The sequence below is a fragment of the Nonomuraea deserti genome (assembly GCF_004348685.1).
GTDB lineage: Bacteria > Actinomycetota > Actinomycetes > Streptosporangiales > Streptosporangiaceae > Nonomuraea > Nonomuraea deserti.
Window position 1 is genome coordinate 32173 of sequence record NZ_SMKO01000035.1, and the last position, 15265, is coordinate 47437.

Below are 15265 nucleotides of genomic sequence, written 5' to 3' on the forward strand. Positions count from 1 at the left end.
GTTTCTGGCCGGTGATCCCTCGTGAGAGCTACCGCGAATGTTCGTTCCAGGGGGATGGCAGGCCCCGCTCCGATCTCTAATCTCCCTTGGACCGCGGAAAACACTGCGGAAACCTGACCGAGAGGATCGCGATCGTGGCGTCCACGGAGCACCAGGACACGGAGCACCAGGAGAACACCTTCCCGCAGGCCGGCCTCTCCACGGGCAGGCGCCGGTTGCGCAAGATCCGCTTTCCGGTCCTGCTGGTCGCGTTGTTCGGCGTGATGACGGCGAGCGTTGGGATCAACCAGCTCGTCTCGCCCGTACCGATCCTCGCCCTGCCGGTGGGAATCGGCCTGGCCATCGCCGCCGTGACCTCTTACCGCCGGCTCTGCCGGACCGTCGAGCTCCGCCCGAGCATCCCCGAACTCGAGAAGACGGGCAGATGGTCCCTGTTGCGACGCGGGACGCTGCTCGGGTCCGGCCTGTTCACCGTGCTGATGGCGCTGATCGCGGTGTTCGGTGGCTGGCAGGAGGTGTCCTGGGGTTCCTTCGGCGGTTTCCTCGGCACCGCGGGCATGATGGCGAGCGTCGCCGTCGCCGAAGAACTCGTGTTCCGCGGGGTCGTGTTCCGCATCATGGAGGAACGTACCGGCACCGTGATCGCCCTGGTCGTGTCCACGCTGCTGTTCGGTGCGACACACCTGGTCAACGTCAACGCCACGTTGTGGGGCGCTCTCGCGATCGCCCTGACGGGCGGGATCATGACGACCGCCGCCTACGTCGCCACCCGCTCGCTGTGGCTGCCCATCGGCCTGCACTTCGCCTGGAACTTCACCCACGCCGGGATCTTCGGCGTCATGCTCTCCGGATCGGACGTGCCGCCCCACAGCCTGCTGAACGTCACGCTGTCCGGCCCGTCCTGGCTGACCGGCGGCACCTTCGGACCCGAGGCCGGCCTGCTCGCCCTGCTGGTCTGCCTGGCGCCCACGATCGTCCTGCTGCGGCGGGCGGCACGTGCTGGCCAGATCCGGCGCCGCCCCCACCGCACCAGGCTCTCCGCCTGACGCTTCAGCAGGTGGCCCCCGCGGTTGCGAAGGTCCTTCCGTCGTTGATCTGGAGTGCTCCGATCCGTTTGCGGTCACACGGATAGCCGACGTTCCAGGTCCTGGTTATGCGGAGCAGGCGATCACGGAGCCGGCAACGGCTACGGCGGCCGCCAGCGAGGCAGGTCGGTATCGCCTTCACTTTCCTTTCGATCGGGCGGTCCCGGCTGACATGCCAGGAGAACCGGTCGGCGCCGGCAGGGGCTCCGGCGCATCCCCCTCAATGGCGACATGTGTGGTCCTCGAGCTGTTTCCTTGGTGTCTCGAGGCGAGCCGCGCAGGAACGGGGCCGGCTCGCCGCGGTGACGGACCTGCTCGACGACGGCGGGATCACCCGGCGCTGATCGGCCCGCCGCCGTGCTCACGATCCGGTCGTACGCCGTCCGGAAGCCGCGATGGCGTCGATGAGCTCGTGCCTGGCCCACTGACGGAAAGCCAGGATCACGCCGTCGTGCATGCCGGTGGCGGCCGCCCCGTCGCAGGCGGCCGCCACCGGGTGCAGGTCAGGAGCTGGGGCAGGTGTCGCGGTACTCCTCGATGGCCGACCCGCTGGGCGGCGGGCACAGGAACTGCTCGTAGCGGGTGTCGTCGTCGACGAACCGCTTGAGCCAGGCCACCATCGACTTGGCCATCGTGGTGTTGGGGGTCTGCGGGAAGAAGTGGCTCGCGCCGTTGAGTTCGAGGTACGCCTTCTCCGACGACGACGGGATGCTCTCGTAGAACCGCTCGGAGTGGCTGGAGACCGGGGCGATGCTGTCGCTCTCACCGCCGATGATCATGGTCGGGACGCGAACGCCCGACCAGCTCTTCGTCAGGTTCCACGGCGCGATCGGCACGGCCGCCTGGAGCGAGGACCGGTCGTCGGCGGCTTCGAGCGAGCCTCCGCCGCCCATCGAGTGGCCGGCCACGGCCAGCCTGGACGGGTCGATGCGGCTGCGGACCGTCGACGGGCTGTCCTCCACCAGGTAGTCGAGGGCCGCGAGGAGCTGGCGGCCCCGGCTGTCGGGCTGGTCGTAGATCGTGTTGGTCTCGATGCCGATCACCACGAAGCCGTGCGAGGCGATCCTCGGGCCGAGCCAGGCGAGGCTGGACCACCTGGCGGTGTAGCCGGGCGAGATGGCGATCGCCCCGAACGTGCCCTGGCTGGTGTCGTCCGGGTAGTAGATCTCTCCGCCGCCGAAGCCGCCGACCAGCGAGGAGACGCTCCGCTGGGACGTCGAGAACGGCCCGCGGCTCGCCTCGAGTAAGGCGTCCGTGGGGTCCGGGCCGCGCTCGTACGGGCCGGCCGCCGCCTGGGCGGCGGGAGCGGCGGCGAGGCCGCCGCCGAGGAGTGCGAGGGTGAGGGCGAGCTTGGTCAACGTTCGCGCGCCGCGGTGGGGGGTGGTGAGCTGCACGTCGTCTTACTCCCTGCTCGAAGTGGGGGTGACTGCTGTCTGTCGCCATTGTTCGGATGCGCAGTCAGCCGTGCATCGGTGAAATCACCGGTCTCCGATCAGGACATGAGGCGTACCAGTTCGACGCGGGAGCGGACGCCGAGCCGGTCGAAGATGTTCCTGAGGTGGTGCTCGACGGTGCGCCTGCTCAGGAAGAGCCGCTCGGCCACCTCCTTGTTGGTGGCGCCCTCGGCGACCATGCGCGCGATCCGCAACTGCTGCGCCGTGAGCTGCCGCGTGGTGGCCGGCCGGGTGAGGCGTACCGGGTCGCCGGACGCGCGCAGCTCGGTCCTGGCCTGTTCGGTCCACAGGCGGGCGCCGTGACGTTCGAACGTCTCCAGCGCCGCGTGCAGGTGGTTCCTGGCGGCGCCGGGGCGGCGGTCGCGGCGCAGCGCGCTGCCGTACAGCAGCCGGGTGCGTGCCGACTCGAACTCGCACACCCCTTGCCCGTGCAGGTCGAGCGCCTCGCGGAACAGCTCGTCCGCCTCGCCGGGCGCGGCGAGCAGCGCGCGGCAGCGGGCCACGAGCGCGCGCAGGTCGGGGCTGCGGGTGCTGCCGACCCAGCGTTCGAGCACGCGCAGCGCGGCGGCGGCCCGTTCGCGGTCGCCGGTACGCGCGGACGCCTCGATGAAGTGCGGCGTGGCCATGACGCGGATCACCACGTGGTTGTTGCGCCGCTCGGCGCGCAGCCGGGCGGCGGCGTCGGCGGGGCGGCCGGCGGCCAGGTCGAGGCAGGCCAGCGCCCAGGTGCCGATGGCGCCCGCGATGCCCAGCTCGTGGGCGTCGGCCATCTCGATCGCGGCGTCGGCGCGCACCCGGCAGGTCTCCCCGTCGCCTTCGACGGCCGCCGTCATCGCCAGCCAGGCCAGGTGCTGGGCCGCCGTGTTGAGCTGGCCGGTGTCCTGGGCGAGGCGGAGCCCTTCGGCCGCGGTCGCCGCGACGGAGGCGTACCTGCCCATCCAGATCTCGGGGTAGATCATGTACTCGAGCAGCTGCGGCACGGCGGAGGCGGCGCCGCGCACCCGGGCGGCCTCGACGGCGCGGGCCGACAGGCGGTGGGCGGTGGCGTCCTCGCCGAGCAGCAGGCTGGCCACGCACGCCCACACGAGCACCGCGGGGTCGCGGACGGAACCGGCCAGGTCGACCACGCGCCGCAGCGGCCCGGCGGCCTCCTGGTGCGAGCCGCTGAACGTGGAGGCCATGCCCGCCAGATACTCGAACATGAGCTGGGCCGGGGCGGCCTCGTCCGGGCGGCGCAGCGCGGCGGCCTGGCGGGCGATCGCGATGAACGCCCGGTTGTCGCCCGCCCGGTAGCTGGCGTCGGCGGCTCTGACGAGCGCGCGCACCCCCAGCGTGCGGTGGCTGGTCAGCAGGCGGGCCGCCGCGGCCAGCAGCTCCTCGCGGGCGCTGCCGGTCTCGCCGCGCAGCAGTTCGAGGCTGCCGTGCAGCAGTTGTACGCGGCCACGCACCTCGTCGGGGGCGGTGAGCGAGCGGAGCCTGGCCAGCAGCGCGCGGGCGACCTGGGGCCGTCCCGCGATCCACGCGTGCCTGGCGGCGGCGGCGAGCCGCTCGGCCTTGGCCGGACCGTGCTCGGTGAGCTCGGCGGCGCGTTCGAGCGCGAGGTACGGTTCCGGCCCGCCGGGACGGCCGTCACCGGGCGGCCGGGCCTCCAGCGCCGCCGCGGCCAGCTCGCCGGCCAGCTGCTCCGCGTGCCGTCCCGCCGGGTCGTCGAGCGCGCAGGCCCGGTGCCAGGCCCGCCGCAGCCGGCGCGCGGGGGTTTCCGTGTGCCGGTCCGTGTGCCGGTCCTCCAGGAGCGCCGCCAGGACGCGGTGGGCCTGGCGGCGGCGGGAGAGAGGGGCGTCGTGGTACGCGACCCCGCGCACGGCCGGATCGTGGAAGTCGTAGCGGTCTCCGGCGGTGTGCAGGATGCCCGCGCTTTCGGCCGGTTCGAGCGCGGTGAGCGCGCAGGCGGGGCGGGCGGCGCGGATCAGGGTCGCCACGTCCAGGCCGGGATCGGCGGCGATCAGCAGCAGGAGCCGCCGGGTGTCCTCGGGCAGGGCGGCGAGGCGGCTCGCGTGCTCCTGCCACAGCCGCCCGCCGCGGTGGAGCGTGGCAGGCGGGGCGGCCAGGCCCGCGAACTGGTCGGGGGTGAGGCCGCCGATCAGCTCGGCCAGCGCAAGGGGGTTGCCGCGGGCGATCTGGTCGAGCGCCGCCAGCAGGTCGCCGGCGATCCTGCCGGGCGCCAGGTCGTCGGCCAGCTCGCGTACCGCGGCCTCGTCCAGCCCGCCCAGCACCCGGACCGGCACACCGTCCACCTTTTCCGCTCGTGCGGTGAACAGCAGCGCCACCGCCTCGTGCGACACCCGCCTCGCCACGAAGGCGAGCACCTCCCGGCTGGGCGGGTCCAGCTGGTGCGCGTCGTCCACGCAGGCCAGGACCGGCTGCTGCGCCGCCACCGCCGACAGCAGGCAGAGGACGGCGGCGGGCAGGGCGAGCCCGGCGGCCCGCGTACCGGACTCCATGGCCTCCGTCAGGGCTCGCGCCGGCGCCGCCGGCAGCGCCGCGGCGTGCGCGGCGACCGGGCGCAACAAACCGTGCAGCCCCGCGTACGGGAGGCGCGACTCCGACTCGACGCCCGAGACCCGCAGCACGCGGAAGTCCCGGGCGGCATGCGCGGCGGCGAGGTCGAGCAGCGCCGTCTTCCCCGTCCCCGGCGCGCCCGCCAGCAGTAACGCCCCGCCGGAACCCGAGCGGGCGCCGTCCAGTAACCGGAGCAGGACGCGCTCCTCCTCGCCGCGGCCGCGCAGCACGGGAGCGGGTGCGATATTGGACATGCCGTCCAGTGTCGCCCGGGGACGGCATGAGAGAAAGTCTCAGGTGACGGTGGGCACCGGGTCCTGGCCGAAGACCCAGGGCGCGAAGACGATCATCCACCCGTCAGGGTCGGCGAACGCGACGGCGCCCCGTTCGGCCCAGTAGGGGTTGTCCAGCGGGGCGGGACGGTGCCCCAGGCCGGCCAGCCGCTCGACGACGGTCGCCACCGCCTCGGGGCCGGACAGGTAGAGCACGAGCTGGTTCTCCGTGGACGGGGCGGGGATCTCGGGGCTCTCGCCGTGCTGCGTGAGCTCGAGGTGGACCGGCGTCCCCGGCAGGCCGAAGACGGCTCCGTCGTAACCGGTGTGCCCGCGCCACGAGGCGATCATCGGGAGTGCCAGCACGTCCCGGTAGAAGACCAGGCAGTCGTCGAAGCGGGCGGTCGGCCGGGCGAAGCGGATCGCCCCCACCGGCAGGAACTCCGGCCAATGCTGCGCCATGCCACACACCTTTCCCCGATATGTCGCGGCACGGGCCACCTTATCGAGGGCCGGGTCTGTGGCGTCAGCGGGTCTCCACGGGAGTGCTCCGCCGCTTCCTGGACAGCCGGTCGGTGACGGCGGGCAGGAGGCCCTGGGGCAGGAAGAGCACGACCACGATGAGGACGAGGGCGTAGACGGCGTACGAGAGCACGCTCGGCGCGTACGTCGGCATGCCGGGCAGCGCGCTCAGGGTGTTCAGCGCCTGAAGAAGCAGCGTGATCGCGCTCGCCCCGACGACGGCGCCCCAGATCGTGCCGAGCCCGCCGACGACGGCCATGACGATGTACTGGATGGAGATGAGCACGGGGAACGAACCCGGCGCCACGTAGCCGGTGTAGAAGCAGTAGATGCCGCCCGCCAGCCCGGCGAAGGCCGCCGACAGCGCGAACACGACCAGCTTGTAGCGCCCGACCGGGATCCCCGAGGAGGCGGCCGCGGTCTCGCTGGTGGCCAGGGCGCGCAGGGCGCGGCCCGGCCGTGAAGTGATGACGTTGCGCGTCACCAGCATCACCAGGGCCAGCCCTGCCCAGGTCAGGTACGCGTACGTGGCCGCTCCCGCCGCCTCGAACGACCCGATGGAGAACTGCGGGATGGCCTGCAACCCGATGTCGCCGCCGGTGAACTCGAGCTGGCCGGCCAGCGAGAGCAGGATGAGCTGCATGGCCAGCGTCGCGAAGGCCAGGTGGTGCCCGCGCAGCCGCAGCAGCGGCGTGCCGATCACGAGCGCCGACAGGGCGGCGACCACGGGCGCGGCGACGAGCCCGGCGAGGGGCGGCACGCCGTTCAGCGCGAGCAGCGCGGCGGTGTAGGCGCCGATGGCGTAGAAGGCGCCCTGGCCGAGCGAGACCTGCCCGGCGTACCCCATGAGCAGCGACACCCCGACCGTGACCATGGCGGCCAGGCCGAGCAGGATGTACACGGCCAGCGCGCTGTCGTCGAGCACCGCCGGGAGGGCGAGCGTGACGGCGGCGATCAGCAGCCCGGCCACCAGCCTGATCATGTGGACTCCAGGGAAATGGCCGAGCGGCGGCTCGCTTGGACGATCATGACGACGAGCATGAGCCCCAGCGCCACCTCCAGCTGGTGGGAGCCGTAGCCGTAGCCGGCGGCCATGGTCTCGGCCACGCCGAGCAGCAGCGCGCCGATGAGCGTGATGACGGGCCGGGTGAGCGCGCCGAAGACGGCGGCGGCGAAGCCGTTCACGATGAGCGTGACGTCGGTGTCGAACGAGATGGGCCGCAGCGGCGTCACCAGCACCCCGGCGATGCCGCCGAGCAGCCCGCCGAGCGCGAACGCCAGCAGCCCCATCTTCCTGACGTCGATGCCGACCACGCGCGCCGCGTAGGGGTTGGAGGCGCAGGCCGTCAGCGCCTTGCCCAGGTAGGTGCGGCCGAAGAAGAGCGCGAGCAGCACGAACGTGGCCGCCGTCACGCCGATGACGAGCAGGTGCTGGGTCTGGATGCGCGCGCCGGCCACCGTCACCGAGCCGGCCAGGCCGGGCGCCGAGCGCGGCTGGTCGCCCCACAGGACGATCTCGACGGCGTACGCGAGCACGCCCGCGCCCAGCGTGACGATCAGCGCCGACAGCGGCGTGGTGCCGCGCCTGCCGATGGCGGCCAGGCCGGTCAGCAGGCCCGCGACCGCCGCGGCCAGCACGGCGGCCAGCTCGCTCAGCCCGTGCGGGAACCCGAGCCCGAGCAGCGAGGACGTGCACAGCCCCGCGACGACGGCGAACGTGCCCTGAGCGAAGTTGACCACGCCGGTGACCCGGTGGATGGCGACCAGGCCGCTGGCGATGAGCGCGATCGCGCACCCGACCGCCAGGCCGTTCAGGAGATAGGTGAGGAAGGCGCTCATACGGCCGCCCCTCCCCGGTGCGCCCTCATGTGATCGCCCCTCCCAGGTACGCGCTGGCCACGCGCGGGTCGTCGGCCAGCACCGCGCACTCGCCCTCGGTCACCAGCCGCCCGGACTCCAGCACGTACGCCCGCCGGCACAGCTCGAACGCCAGCCGCGCGTTCTGCTCGATGAGCAGCACGGTTAGCCCCTGCTCGGCGTTGAGCGCGGCGAGGTGGGCGGCCAGGTCGGCGGTCACGGTGGGCGCGAGGCCCAGGGAGAGCTCGTCCACCACGAGCACGTCGGGCCGCGACATCATGGCCCGCCCGAACGCCACCATCTGCTGCTCGCCGCCGGACAGCACGCCGGCCCGCCGGCCGGCGAGCTCGGCGAGCCGGGGCAGCAGGTCGTAGACGAGGGCCGGGTCGCGCTGCCCCGAGCGCCAGCCGCCGAGCGCGAGGTTGTCGGCCACGGTCAGGTCGGGGAAGAGCTGGCGGCCCTCGGGGATGAGCGCGACCCGGCCGTCCGCGTGCACGGTGCCGGAGGAGGGTTTGAGCAGGCCGGCGAGGGTGTTGGCGAGCGTCGACTTGCCGGCGCCGTTCGGGCCGAGCAGGGCCACCATCTCGCCGCGCCGCACGGTGAGGGTGACGTGTTCGAGCGCGGTCGCGGTGCCGTACGAGACCACCAGGTCCTTGACGTCGATCATGAGGCCTGTCCGAGATAGGCGGCGAGCACCAGCGGGTCGGCCCGCACCTCGGCGGGGGTGCCGTCGGCGATGACCTGCCCCAGGTCGAGCACCACGACGCGGTCGGCGAGCCGGGTCACGAACGCCACGTCGTGCTCGATGAGCAGGATCGTCAGGCCGCCCGCCCGCAGCTCCTCGATCAGCTCCGCGAGGCGTTCGCGCTCGTTGCCGCGCAGGCCTGATGCGGGCTCGTCGAGCAGCAGCAGCCTGGGCCGCGCGCACAGGGCGCGGGCGAGCTGCAGCGCCCGCTGCTGGCCGATGGGCAGCAGGTCGGCGGGCCGGTCGGCCCATTCGGCCAGGCCCACGCGTTCGAGGGCGCGCGAGGCCTCGGCGGCGATCTCCAGCTCGTCGCGCCGGTGCCGCGGCAGCCGCAGCGCGGCAGAGACGAACCCCGCCCGGGTGCGCCCGTGCAGCCCCACCATGACGTTCTCCCTGACCGTCATGCCGCGGAAGACCCGGGCCGCCTGGAAGACGATGGACATGCCGAGCCTGGCCCGCCGGTGCGCCGCGAGCCGCTCGACGCGGTGCCCGAGGAAGGAGATCCGGCCGTGCTCGGCCGCCAGATGGCCGGTGATCAGGTTGAACAGCGTGGACTTGCCGGCCCCGTTCGGGCCGATGACGCCGCAGACTTCGCCGTCCGCGACGCTCAGCGAGACGTCGCGGACGGCGTAGACGCCCCCGAAGGATCGGGACACCCCGGTGACCTCCAGCACGCGCTACCCCGCCGCGGCGACGGTCTTGGCGAGCTGTTCGCCGGCCCATTCGGTGGGGACGAACTCGCCGTTCTTCACCGTGTTGATCGAGATGAACTCGGGGGAGAGCCCGGAATGATCGGTGGGGGAATAGCGGAAACGGCCGTTCGGCGTGATCAGGTCCATGGTCTCCAAAGCCTGCTGGATCTTGGTCTTGTCGGTGCTGTTCGCCTTCCTGATCGCCTCGAACAGCAGCAGGCTCGCGCTGTACCCGTCCTGCGCGAACTGCGGCGGCGGGTAACCGTGCTTCTGCTCGTACGGCGTGGCCATCTGCTCGATGACCTGTTTCTGCTTGCCGTCGGGCAGGTGCTCGCCGACCACGCCGATGGCGCTCTGCACGATCATGCCCTCGGCGGCGTCGCCCATCGGCTCCAGCCACAGCTTGCTGGCCTGCGACCCGGTGAGGAACAGCGGCGTCTTGAGCCCGGAGGCCACGTACTGCTTGGCGGCGGTCACGCCGGGCGCGCCCGAGCCCCAGAACACGAGCGCCTCGGCCGGCGAGTCGCGCACGTGCTGGAACAGCGGGCTGAAGTCGGAGGTCGTGGTCTCGTACGACTCGTCGACGGCGATCCGCACGCCGTACTTGGGGGCGAGCTCGACCATCGACGCGTGCCCCGAGACCGAATAGGCGCTCTTGGAGTCCCAGGCGACGGCGACCGTCCTGATGCCCTCGGCCTGGATGTACTGCAGGTAGCGCTCGGCGTACATGCTGGACAGGGCCGGGGTGACGAAGATGTACGGCTTGATCGGCTCGACCTGCTCCTGCGTGGGCGCCAGCGACAGGTACGGCATCTTGTCGCGCTGCGCGAGCGGCTCGACCGCGAGCGCCGAGTTGGAGAACACCGGGCCGATCAGGGCGTCGATCTCGCCCTTGATCTGGTTGTAGGCCACGATGCCCTGGTCGGGGGCGGTCTTGTCGTCGCGGGTGACCAGCTCGACCGTGCGGCCGAGCAGCCCGCCCTGCGCGTTGACCTGCTCGACCGCCAGCTCGACGGCCTTCTTGTCCTCGCTGCCGAGCGGGGTGTAGTTGCCGGTCAGGGAGACGATGAGGCCCACCTTGATCGGGTCCTGCGCGCCGGACCCGTCACCGCCGCCGCCGCTGCCGCCGCACGCGGCGACGGCGAGCACGAGAACGGCCAGGGACGGGAGCAACCTGCGCATCAGGACCTCCGTGCTCACTGCGTGAGGCGGCTCGGTCGCTAGGGAGCCGTCGCGTGTGGCCTGAATGTAGGCAGGTACATTACGGCTGTCAATAGATTGCCGAATATCTGGGGAGGGCTGCCATGCGGCCTCAATCGGTGATTCTCACCTTTCTCGGAGATCACGTATACGGCCGCGGGGTCTGCGTCGCGTCGAAAAGTTTCATCGAGGCGTTCGCCAGGGTGGGGATCTCGGAGGAGGCCACGCGCTCGACGCTGACCCGGATGGTCCGCCGCGGCCTGCTGCGCCGGCGCCGCTCGGGCCGCCGCATGTATTTCGGCCTCACCCCGACCAGCGCCGAGGTGCTCAGGGACGGCGAGCGGCGCATCTGGCACAGCGGCGTGGTCAACGACGCGGGCGACGACCGCTGGACGCTGATCGGCTTCTCGCTGCCCGAGTCGTGGCAGCGGCAGCGGCACGAGCTGCGGTCACGGCTGATCTGGGCCGGGTTCGGGCCGCTGCAGAACGGGCTCTGGATCGCTCCCGGCGAGGTGGACCCCGCTCAGGTGGTCGAGGATCTCGGCGCGAACGTGAAGGTCTTCTCCGCCGAGCCCCGACGCCCGACCGACATGCACACCCTGGTGCGCGACGCGTACGACCTGGAGGGCCTGGGCGACCGTTACCGGGAGTTCCTGAGCCGCTGGGACCGGGCCGACCCCGCGCCGGAGGCGCCCGACGACCTGGCCCGCTCGCTGATGCTGCTCACCGGCTGGCTGCAGATCATCAGGGCCGATCCGCGGCTCCCGCTGCGCTACCTGCCGCACGACTGGCCCGCGGAGAAGGCCCAGCGGGTCTGCCACGCGCTGCACGAGCGGTTCAGGGCGGAGGCGGTGACGGTCGCGGACGGGCTCCTCGACACCGTCCCTGACGAAAGTTGGGCAGAACGGTGACAGCGATCGCGATGTGGCCTAACTTGAGGGCTTGAGCGTCAAGGAGTGCCGATGCGGAATCAGGGGACGGGATCGTGGCCGGCACGCAGGGCGCGCATGACGCCCGAGCGGGTGGCGCTGACCTACCGCGGGCGCGACCACACCTACCGGGACCTGCGCGATCGCGCGTACCGGCTGGCTTCGGCGCTCTCCCGTCTCGACGTGCGGCACGGCGACCGGGTGGCCTTCCTGGGGGCCAACCAGCCCGCGATGGTGGAGACGTTCTTCGCCGCGGGGCTGCTGGGCGCGGTGTTCGTCCCGCTCAACACCCGGCTGGCCACGCCCGAGCTGCGCTACATCGTCGAGGACGCCGGCGCGCGGATCGTCGTGCTGGGCGAGGGGCAGGACGGCGCGGACCTCCCTGGCCGGCACATCCGGCCGGACGCGTACGAGGACCTCCTGCGCAGCGGCTCGCCCGAACCCGTCGACGAGCCCGTGGGCCAGGACGACGTGTGCCTGATCATGTACACGTCGGGCACGACCGGCCGCCCCAAGGGAGCCATGCTCACCCACGGCAACCTGACGTGGAACACCGTCAACCTGCTGGTCGACGTGCCGCTCGCGCACGACGAGGTGACGCTGGTCAGCGCTCCCCTGTTCCACATCGCGGCGCTGGCCCAGACGCTGATCCCGACCGTGCTCAAGGGCGGCAGGGCGATCTTGGAGCCGTCGTTCGACGTGGAGCGCACGTTCGACCTGATCGAGTCGGAGCGGGTCACGGTGATGTTCGGGGTGCCGTCGATGTTCGGCTTCCTCGCGCGGTCGCCGCGCTGGGCGGGGGCCGACCTGTCGAGCCTGCGCCACCTGCTGTGCGGCGGCGCGCCGGTGCCCGAGCCGCTGATCAGGACCTACCAGGAGCGGGGTCTGACGTTCCTGCAGGGGTACGGCATGACCGAGACGGCGCCGGGCGCCCTCTTCCTGGGGGCCGAGCACTCGATCGACAAGGCGGGCACGGCCGGGGTGCCGTGCTTCTTCTCGGACGTCCGCCTGGTCGCGCCCGACGGTTCCGCGGCGGGCCCCGGCGAGCCGGGCGAGGTGTACGTCCAGGGTCCGAACGTGATGCCCGGCTACTGGGGGCGGCCCGAGGAGAGCGCGAAAGTGCTCTCGCCCGACGGCTGGTTCCGCTCCGGAGACGTCGGCGTCGCGGACGAGGACGGCTACGTGCGCATCTCCGACCGGCTCAACGACGTGATCATCTCCGGCGGCGAGAACGTCTACCCCGCCGAGGTGGAGAGCGTCCTGTACGGCCACGAGGCGATCGCCGAGTGCGCGGTGATCGGCGTGCCCGACGACAGGTGGGGCGAGGTCGGCAAGGCCCTGGTCGTGACGCGGCCGGGCGCGAAGGCCGACCCCGCGGAGCTGCTGGCGCACCTGGACGGGCGGCTGGCCCGCTTCAAAATCCCGAAATATCTGGAAATCGTCCCCGAACTGCCCAAGAACGCGGCGGGCAAGCTGCTCAAAGCCCCGCTCCGCACGCTCTACGGAGGCCCCGACCACGGCCCCCATCCGAGGAGATGATCAGCAGTGCGCACCACACCCCCTTTCCGCGCTGACCACGTCGGCAGCCTCCTGCGCCCGCCCGCGCTGCTCCGCGCCCGCGAGAGCCTCACCGGCGACGCGCTGCGCGAGGTCGAGGACGAGGCCATCCGAGAGGTGGTACGCCGCCAGCAGGAGACCGGGCTGCAGAGCGCGACGGACGGTGAGTTCAGGCGGGCCTCCTGGCACATGGACTTCATCTACCAGCTCGGCGGCATCGGCCAGGCCTCCGACGAGCACATCACGGTCCGCTTCCACAACGAGCAGGGCGACATCGAGTTCACCCCCGCGGCGCTGCGCGTCCACGACCGGATCAGGCTGAACGAGCCCGTCTTCGCCGACGACTTCACCTTCCTGCGCGACACGCTCGCCGTCCGCGGCTCCGGCGTCGTGCCCAAGCTGACCATCCCCTCGCCCAGCATGGTCCACTACCGGGGCGGGCCCGCGGCCATCGACCCCGCGGTCTATCCGGACGTGGAGGAGTTCTGGAGCGACCTCAGCGCCGCCTACGCCGAGCAGGTGCGCAGGATCGGCGCGCTGGGCTGCACCTACCTGCAGTTCGACGACACCAGCCTGGCCTACCTCAACGACCCGGCCCAGCGGGCCGAGCTGGCCTCGCGCGGCGACGACGCCGACCACATGCACCTGCGCTACATCCGGCAGATCAACGCCGCGCTCGCCGCCAAGCCCGGCGGCATGACGATCACGACGCACATGTGCCGCGGAAACTTCCGTTCCTCCTGGGCGGCGGAAGGGGGGTACGACTTCGTCGCCGAGGCGCTGTTCAGCGAGCTGAAGGTGGACGGGTTCTTCCTGGAGTACGACGACGAGCGGTCGGGCGGGTTCGAGCCGCTGCGGTTCGTGCCGCCGGGCAAGATGGTGGTGCTCGGGCTCGTCACCACCAAGTCGGGCGAGCTGGAGTCGAAGGACACGCTCAAGCGGCGCATCGACGAGGCCGCGAAGTTCGTCGACCTCGACCAGCTCTGCCTGTCGCCGCAGTGCGGGTTCTCCTCCACCGTCGAGGGCAACCAGCTCACCGCAGACCAGCAGTTCGCCAAGCTCGCCCTGATCGTGGAGACCGCCCAGGAGATCTGGGGCTGAGCGTCAGGGTTCCTGGAGGGTCACGACCGCGCCCGTGAGGCGGGACTGCTCCGCGGCCCACACCACGCGGTGCGTCATCAGGCTCTCGGCCGCGTCCGACCGCAGCAGGGTGGCGTCACCCGAGGCCACGGCCGAGAGGAAGGCGTCGGTGAGCCCTTCGTCGCCGCCCCCGTGCCCGTCGCCCGCCGACGGCCCCTCCGCGCCGCCGGCGGCGACGAATTCCTCGGCGCCCGTACGGAAGTCGACCACGCGCAGCACGCCGCCGTCGCCGTCGATGTATCCGTGGGTGCCGAACAACCGCGTGCGCCGGTGCTCCATGGGGGTGAACGCGCTCATCGTGAACGAGCACGTCGCCCCGTCGCCGAACTCCATCACGACCTCCTGGTGGTCCACGACGTCGTTGTCGCACGCGTACACGCAGCGTCCGTACGGGCCGGTGCGCAGCGCCTCCAGCACGTCCTCCTCCGTGCGTCCCGGGGTGACGGCCGACAGCGGCCAGAACTCGCTCGACGGATCGCCGAGGCAGCCCAGGTAGAGCCGGGGCGCCGAGTACGGGCACGACGGCTCCAGAGGGCAGTCGAGGCACCGGTCGGCCGCCCCGGCGGGCCGGTCCCCGGCGTGGAAGTGTGACAGGGAGCCGAACGACGAGACCCGGGCAGGCGGCCGTCCGAAGAGGTGTACCAGCCAGTCGATGTCGTGGCACGCCTTGGCCAGCAGCATCGGCGCCGAGGTGTCCTGCCGCCGCCAGTGACCGCGGACGAACGAGTGAGCCTGGTGCCACCAGCCCACGGGCTCCAGGTGCTGGACGCTGACGAGCCGCCCGATCCTGCCCTCGTCCACCAGCTCCTTCACCAGGCGCGTGTACGGCGTGTACCGCAGCACGTGGCAGACGGCGAGCAGGATGCCGTTGCGCCGGGCCGCGTCGGCGATCCTGGCCGCCTCCGGCTCGTTCGTGGCCATCGGCTTCTCCAGGAGAATGTGGTAACCGAGGTCGGCCAGCGTCACCGCGGGTTCGGTGTGCAGCTGGTCGTGGGTGGCGATGACGGCCGCGTCGGCGACCCGCCCGCCCGCCGCGAGCTCCTTCCAGCCGGCGTGCGCCCGCTCCGGCGCGATGCCGAACTCCTCGACGAAGAGGGCGCGCCGGAGCGGGTCGGGATCCGCCACCGCCACCACCCGCCCGGCGCCCGTGGCGTGCGCGCGGCGCGCGTAGGTCAGCCCTCGCAGGCCGCCGCCGACGACGGCTAGAGTCACCTCAGTCATGGAACCTTCCCCGAAGAAATATCATGGAGAGC

General features: G+C 72.2%; 14 protein-coding genes. 4 read left to right on the top strand and 10 right to left on the bottom strand.

Annotated elements, in window-relative coordinates; genetic code table 11:
* The first annotated feature begins 134 nt into the window (after nucleotides 1-134).
* Nucleotides 135-1046 (top strand): CPBP family intramembrane glutamic endopeptidase, encoded by a 912-nt coding sequence (locus tag E1292_RS16045; RefSeq protein ID WP_246090144.1) that lies wholly within the window; start codon nucleotides 135-137, stop codon nucleotides 1044-1046.
* Between the two features lie 400 nt (nucleotides 1047-1446).
* Here E1292_RS16045 and E1292_RS54940 read toward each other — a convergent pair whose 3' ends face one another.
* The 9 genes from E1292_RS54940 to E1292_RS16085 form a co-directional block, all read right to left on the bottom strand.
* The gene (locus E1292_RS54940) at nucleotides 1447-1578 is read right to left on the bottom strand and encodes a hypothetical protein (protein WP_281284039.1); all 132 of its coding nucleotides are present in this window, start codon (nucleotides 1576-1578) and stop codon (nucleotides 1447-1449) included.
* A 10-nt stretch (nucleotides 1579-1588) separates the two neighbouring features.
* The gene (locus E1292_RS16050) at nucleotides 1589-2479 is read right to left on the bottom strand and encodes an alpha/beta hydrolase family protein (protein ID WP_439331892.1); all 891 of its coding nucleotides are present in this window, start codon (nucleotides 2477-2479) and stop codon (nucleotides 1589-1591) included.
* A 98-nt stretch (nucleotides 2480-2577) separates the two neighbouring features.
* Entirely contained in the window at nucleotides 2578-5352 is a 2775-nt protein-coding gene (locus tag E1292_RS16055; RefSeq protein ID WP_132596002.1) for a helix-turn-helix transcriptional regulator, read from the bottom strand.
* A 39-nt stretch (nucleotides 5353-5391) separates the two neighbouring features.
* Nucleotides 5392-5832 carry a VOC family protein gene (locus E1292_RS16060; RefSeq protein ID WP_132596004.1) on the bottom strand — a complete coding sequence of 147 codons (441 nt, stop codon included), beginning with the start codon at nucleotides 5830-5832 and terminating at the stop codon, nucleotides 5392-5394.
* 64 nt (nucleotides 5833-5896) lie between these two features.
* Nucleotides 5897-6874 carry a branched-chain amino acid ABC transporter permease gene (locus tag E1292_RS16065; RefSeq protein WP_132596006.1) on the bottom strand — a complete coding sequence of 326 codons (978 nt, stop codon included), beginning with the start codon at nucleotides 6872-6874 and terminating at the stop codon, nucleotides 5897-5899.
* Nucleotides 6871-7731 (bottom strand): branched-chain amino acid ABC transporter permease, encoded by an 861-nt coding sequence (locus E1292_RS16070; RefSeq protein ID WP_132596008.1) that lies wholly within the window; start codon nucleotides 7729-7731, stop codon nucleotides 6871-6873. Before E1292_RS16070 ends, E1292_RS16065 begins: the two co-directional genes overlap by 4 nt.
* A 25-nt stretch (nucleotides 7732-7756) precedes the next feature.
* Complete coding sequence (locus tag E1292_RS16075; RefSeq protein ID WP_132596010.1) at nucleotides 7757-8416, bottom strand: ABC transporter ATP-binding protein; 660 nt, start codon at nucleotides 8414-8416, stop codon at nucleotides 7757-7759.
* The gene (locus E1292_RS16080) at nucleotides 8413-9168 is read right to left on the bottom strand and encodes an ABC transporter ATP-binding protein (RefSeq protein ID WP_132596012.1); all 756 of its coding nucleotides are present in this window, start codon (nucleotides 9166-9168) and stop codon (nucleotides 8413-8415) included. The genes E1292_RS16075 and E1292_RS16080 overlap by 4 nt, the downstream gene beginning before the upstream one ends.
* Nucleotides 9169-9171: 3 nt before the next feature.
* Complete coding sequence (locus tag E1292_RS16085) at nucleotides 9172-10368, bottom strand: ABC transporter substrate-binding protein (protein ID WP_132596014.1); 1197 nt, start codon at nucleotides 10366-10368, stop codon at nucleotides 9172-9174.
* A 122-nt stretch (nucleotides 10369-10490) separates the two neighbouring features.
* Here E1292_RS16085 and E1292_RS16090 point away from each other — a divergent pair, with 122 nt between their 5' ends.
* From E1292_RS16090 to E1292_RS16100, 3 genes are read left to right on the top strand one after another with little or no spacing between them, the layout of a single operon-like run.
* Nucleotides 10491-11297, top strand: a complete 807-nt coding sequence (locus tag E1292_RS16090) for a PaaX family transcriptional regulator (RefSeq protein ID WP_132596016.1) — start codon at nucleotides 10491-10493, stop codon at nucleotides 11295-11297.
* A 51-nt stretch (nucleotides 11298-11348) separates the two neighbouring features.
* Complete coding sequence (locus tag E1292_RS16095; protein WP_132596018.1) at nucleotides 11349-12854, top strand: acyl-CoA synthetase; 1506 nt, start codon at nucleotides 11349-11351, stop codon at nucleotides 12852-12854.
* Nucleotides 12855-12860: 6 nt separating this feature from the next.
* Nucleotides 12861-13973, top strand: coding sequence for a 5-methyltetrahydropteroyltriglutamate--homocysteine S-methyltransferase (locus tag E1292_RS16100; protein ID WP_132596020.1), 1113 nt, complete (start codon nucleotides 12861-12863; stop codon nucleotides 13971-13973).
* A gap of 3 nt (nucleotides 13974-13976) precedes the next feature.
* Here E1292_RS16100 and E1292_RS16105 read toward each other — a convergent pair whose 3' ends face one another.
* The gene (locus tag E1292_RS16105; protein ID WP_132596022.1) at nucleotides 13977-15233 is read right to left on the bottom strand and encodes a Gfo/Idh/MocA family protein; all 1257 of its coding nucleotides are present in this window, start codon (nucleotides 15231-15233) and stop codon (nucleotides 13977-13979) included.
* Between the last annotated feature and the right edge of the window lie 32 nt (nucleotides 15234-15265).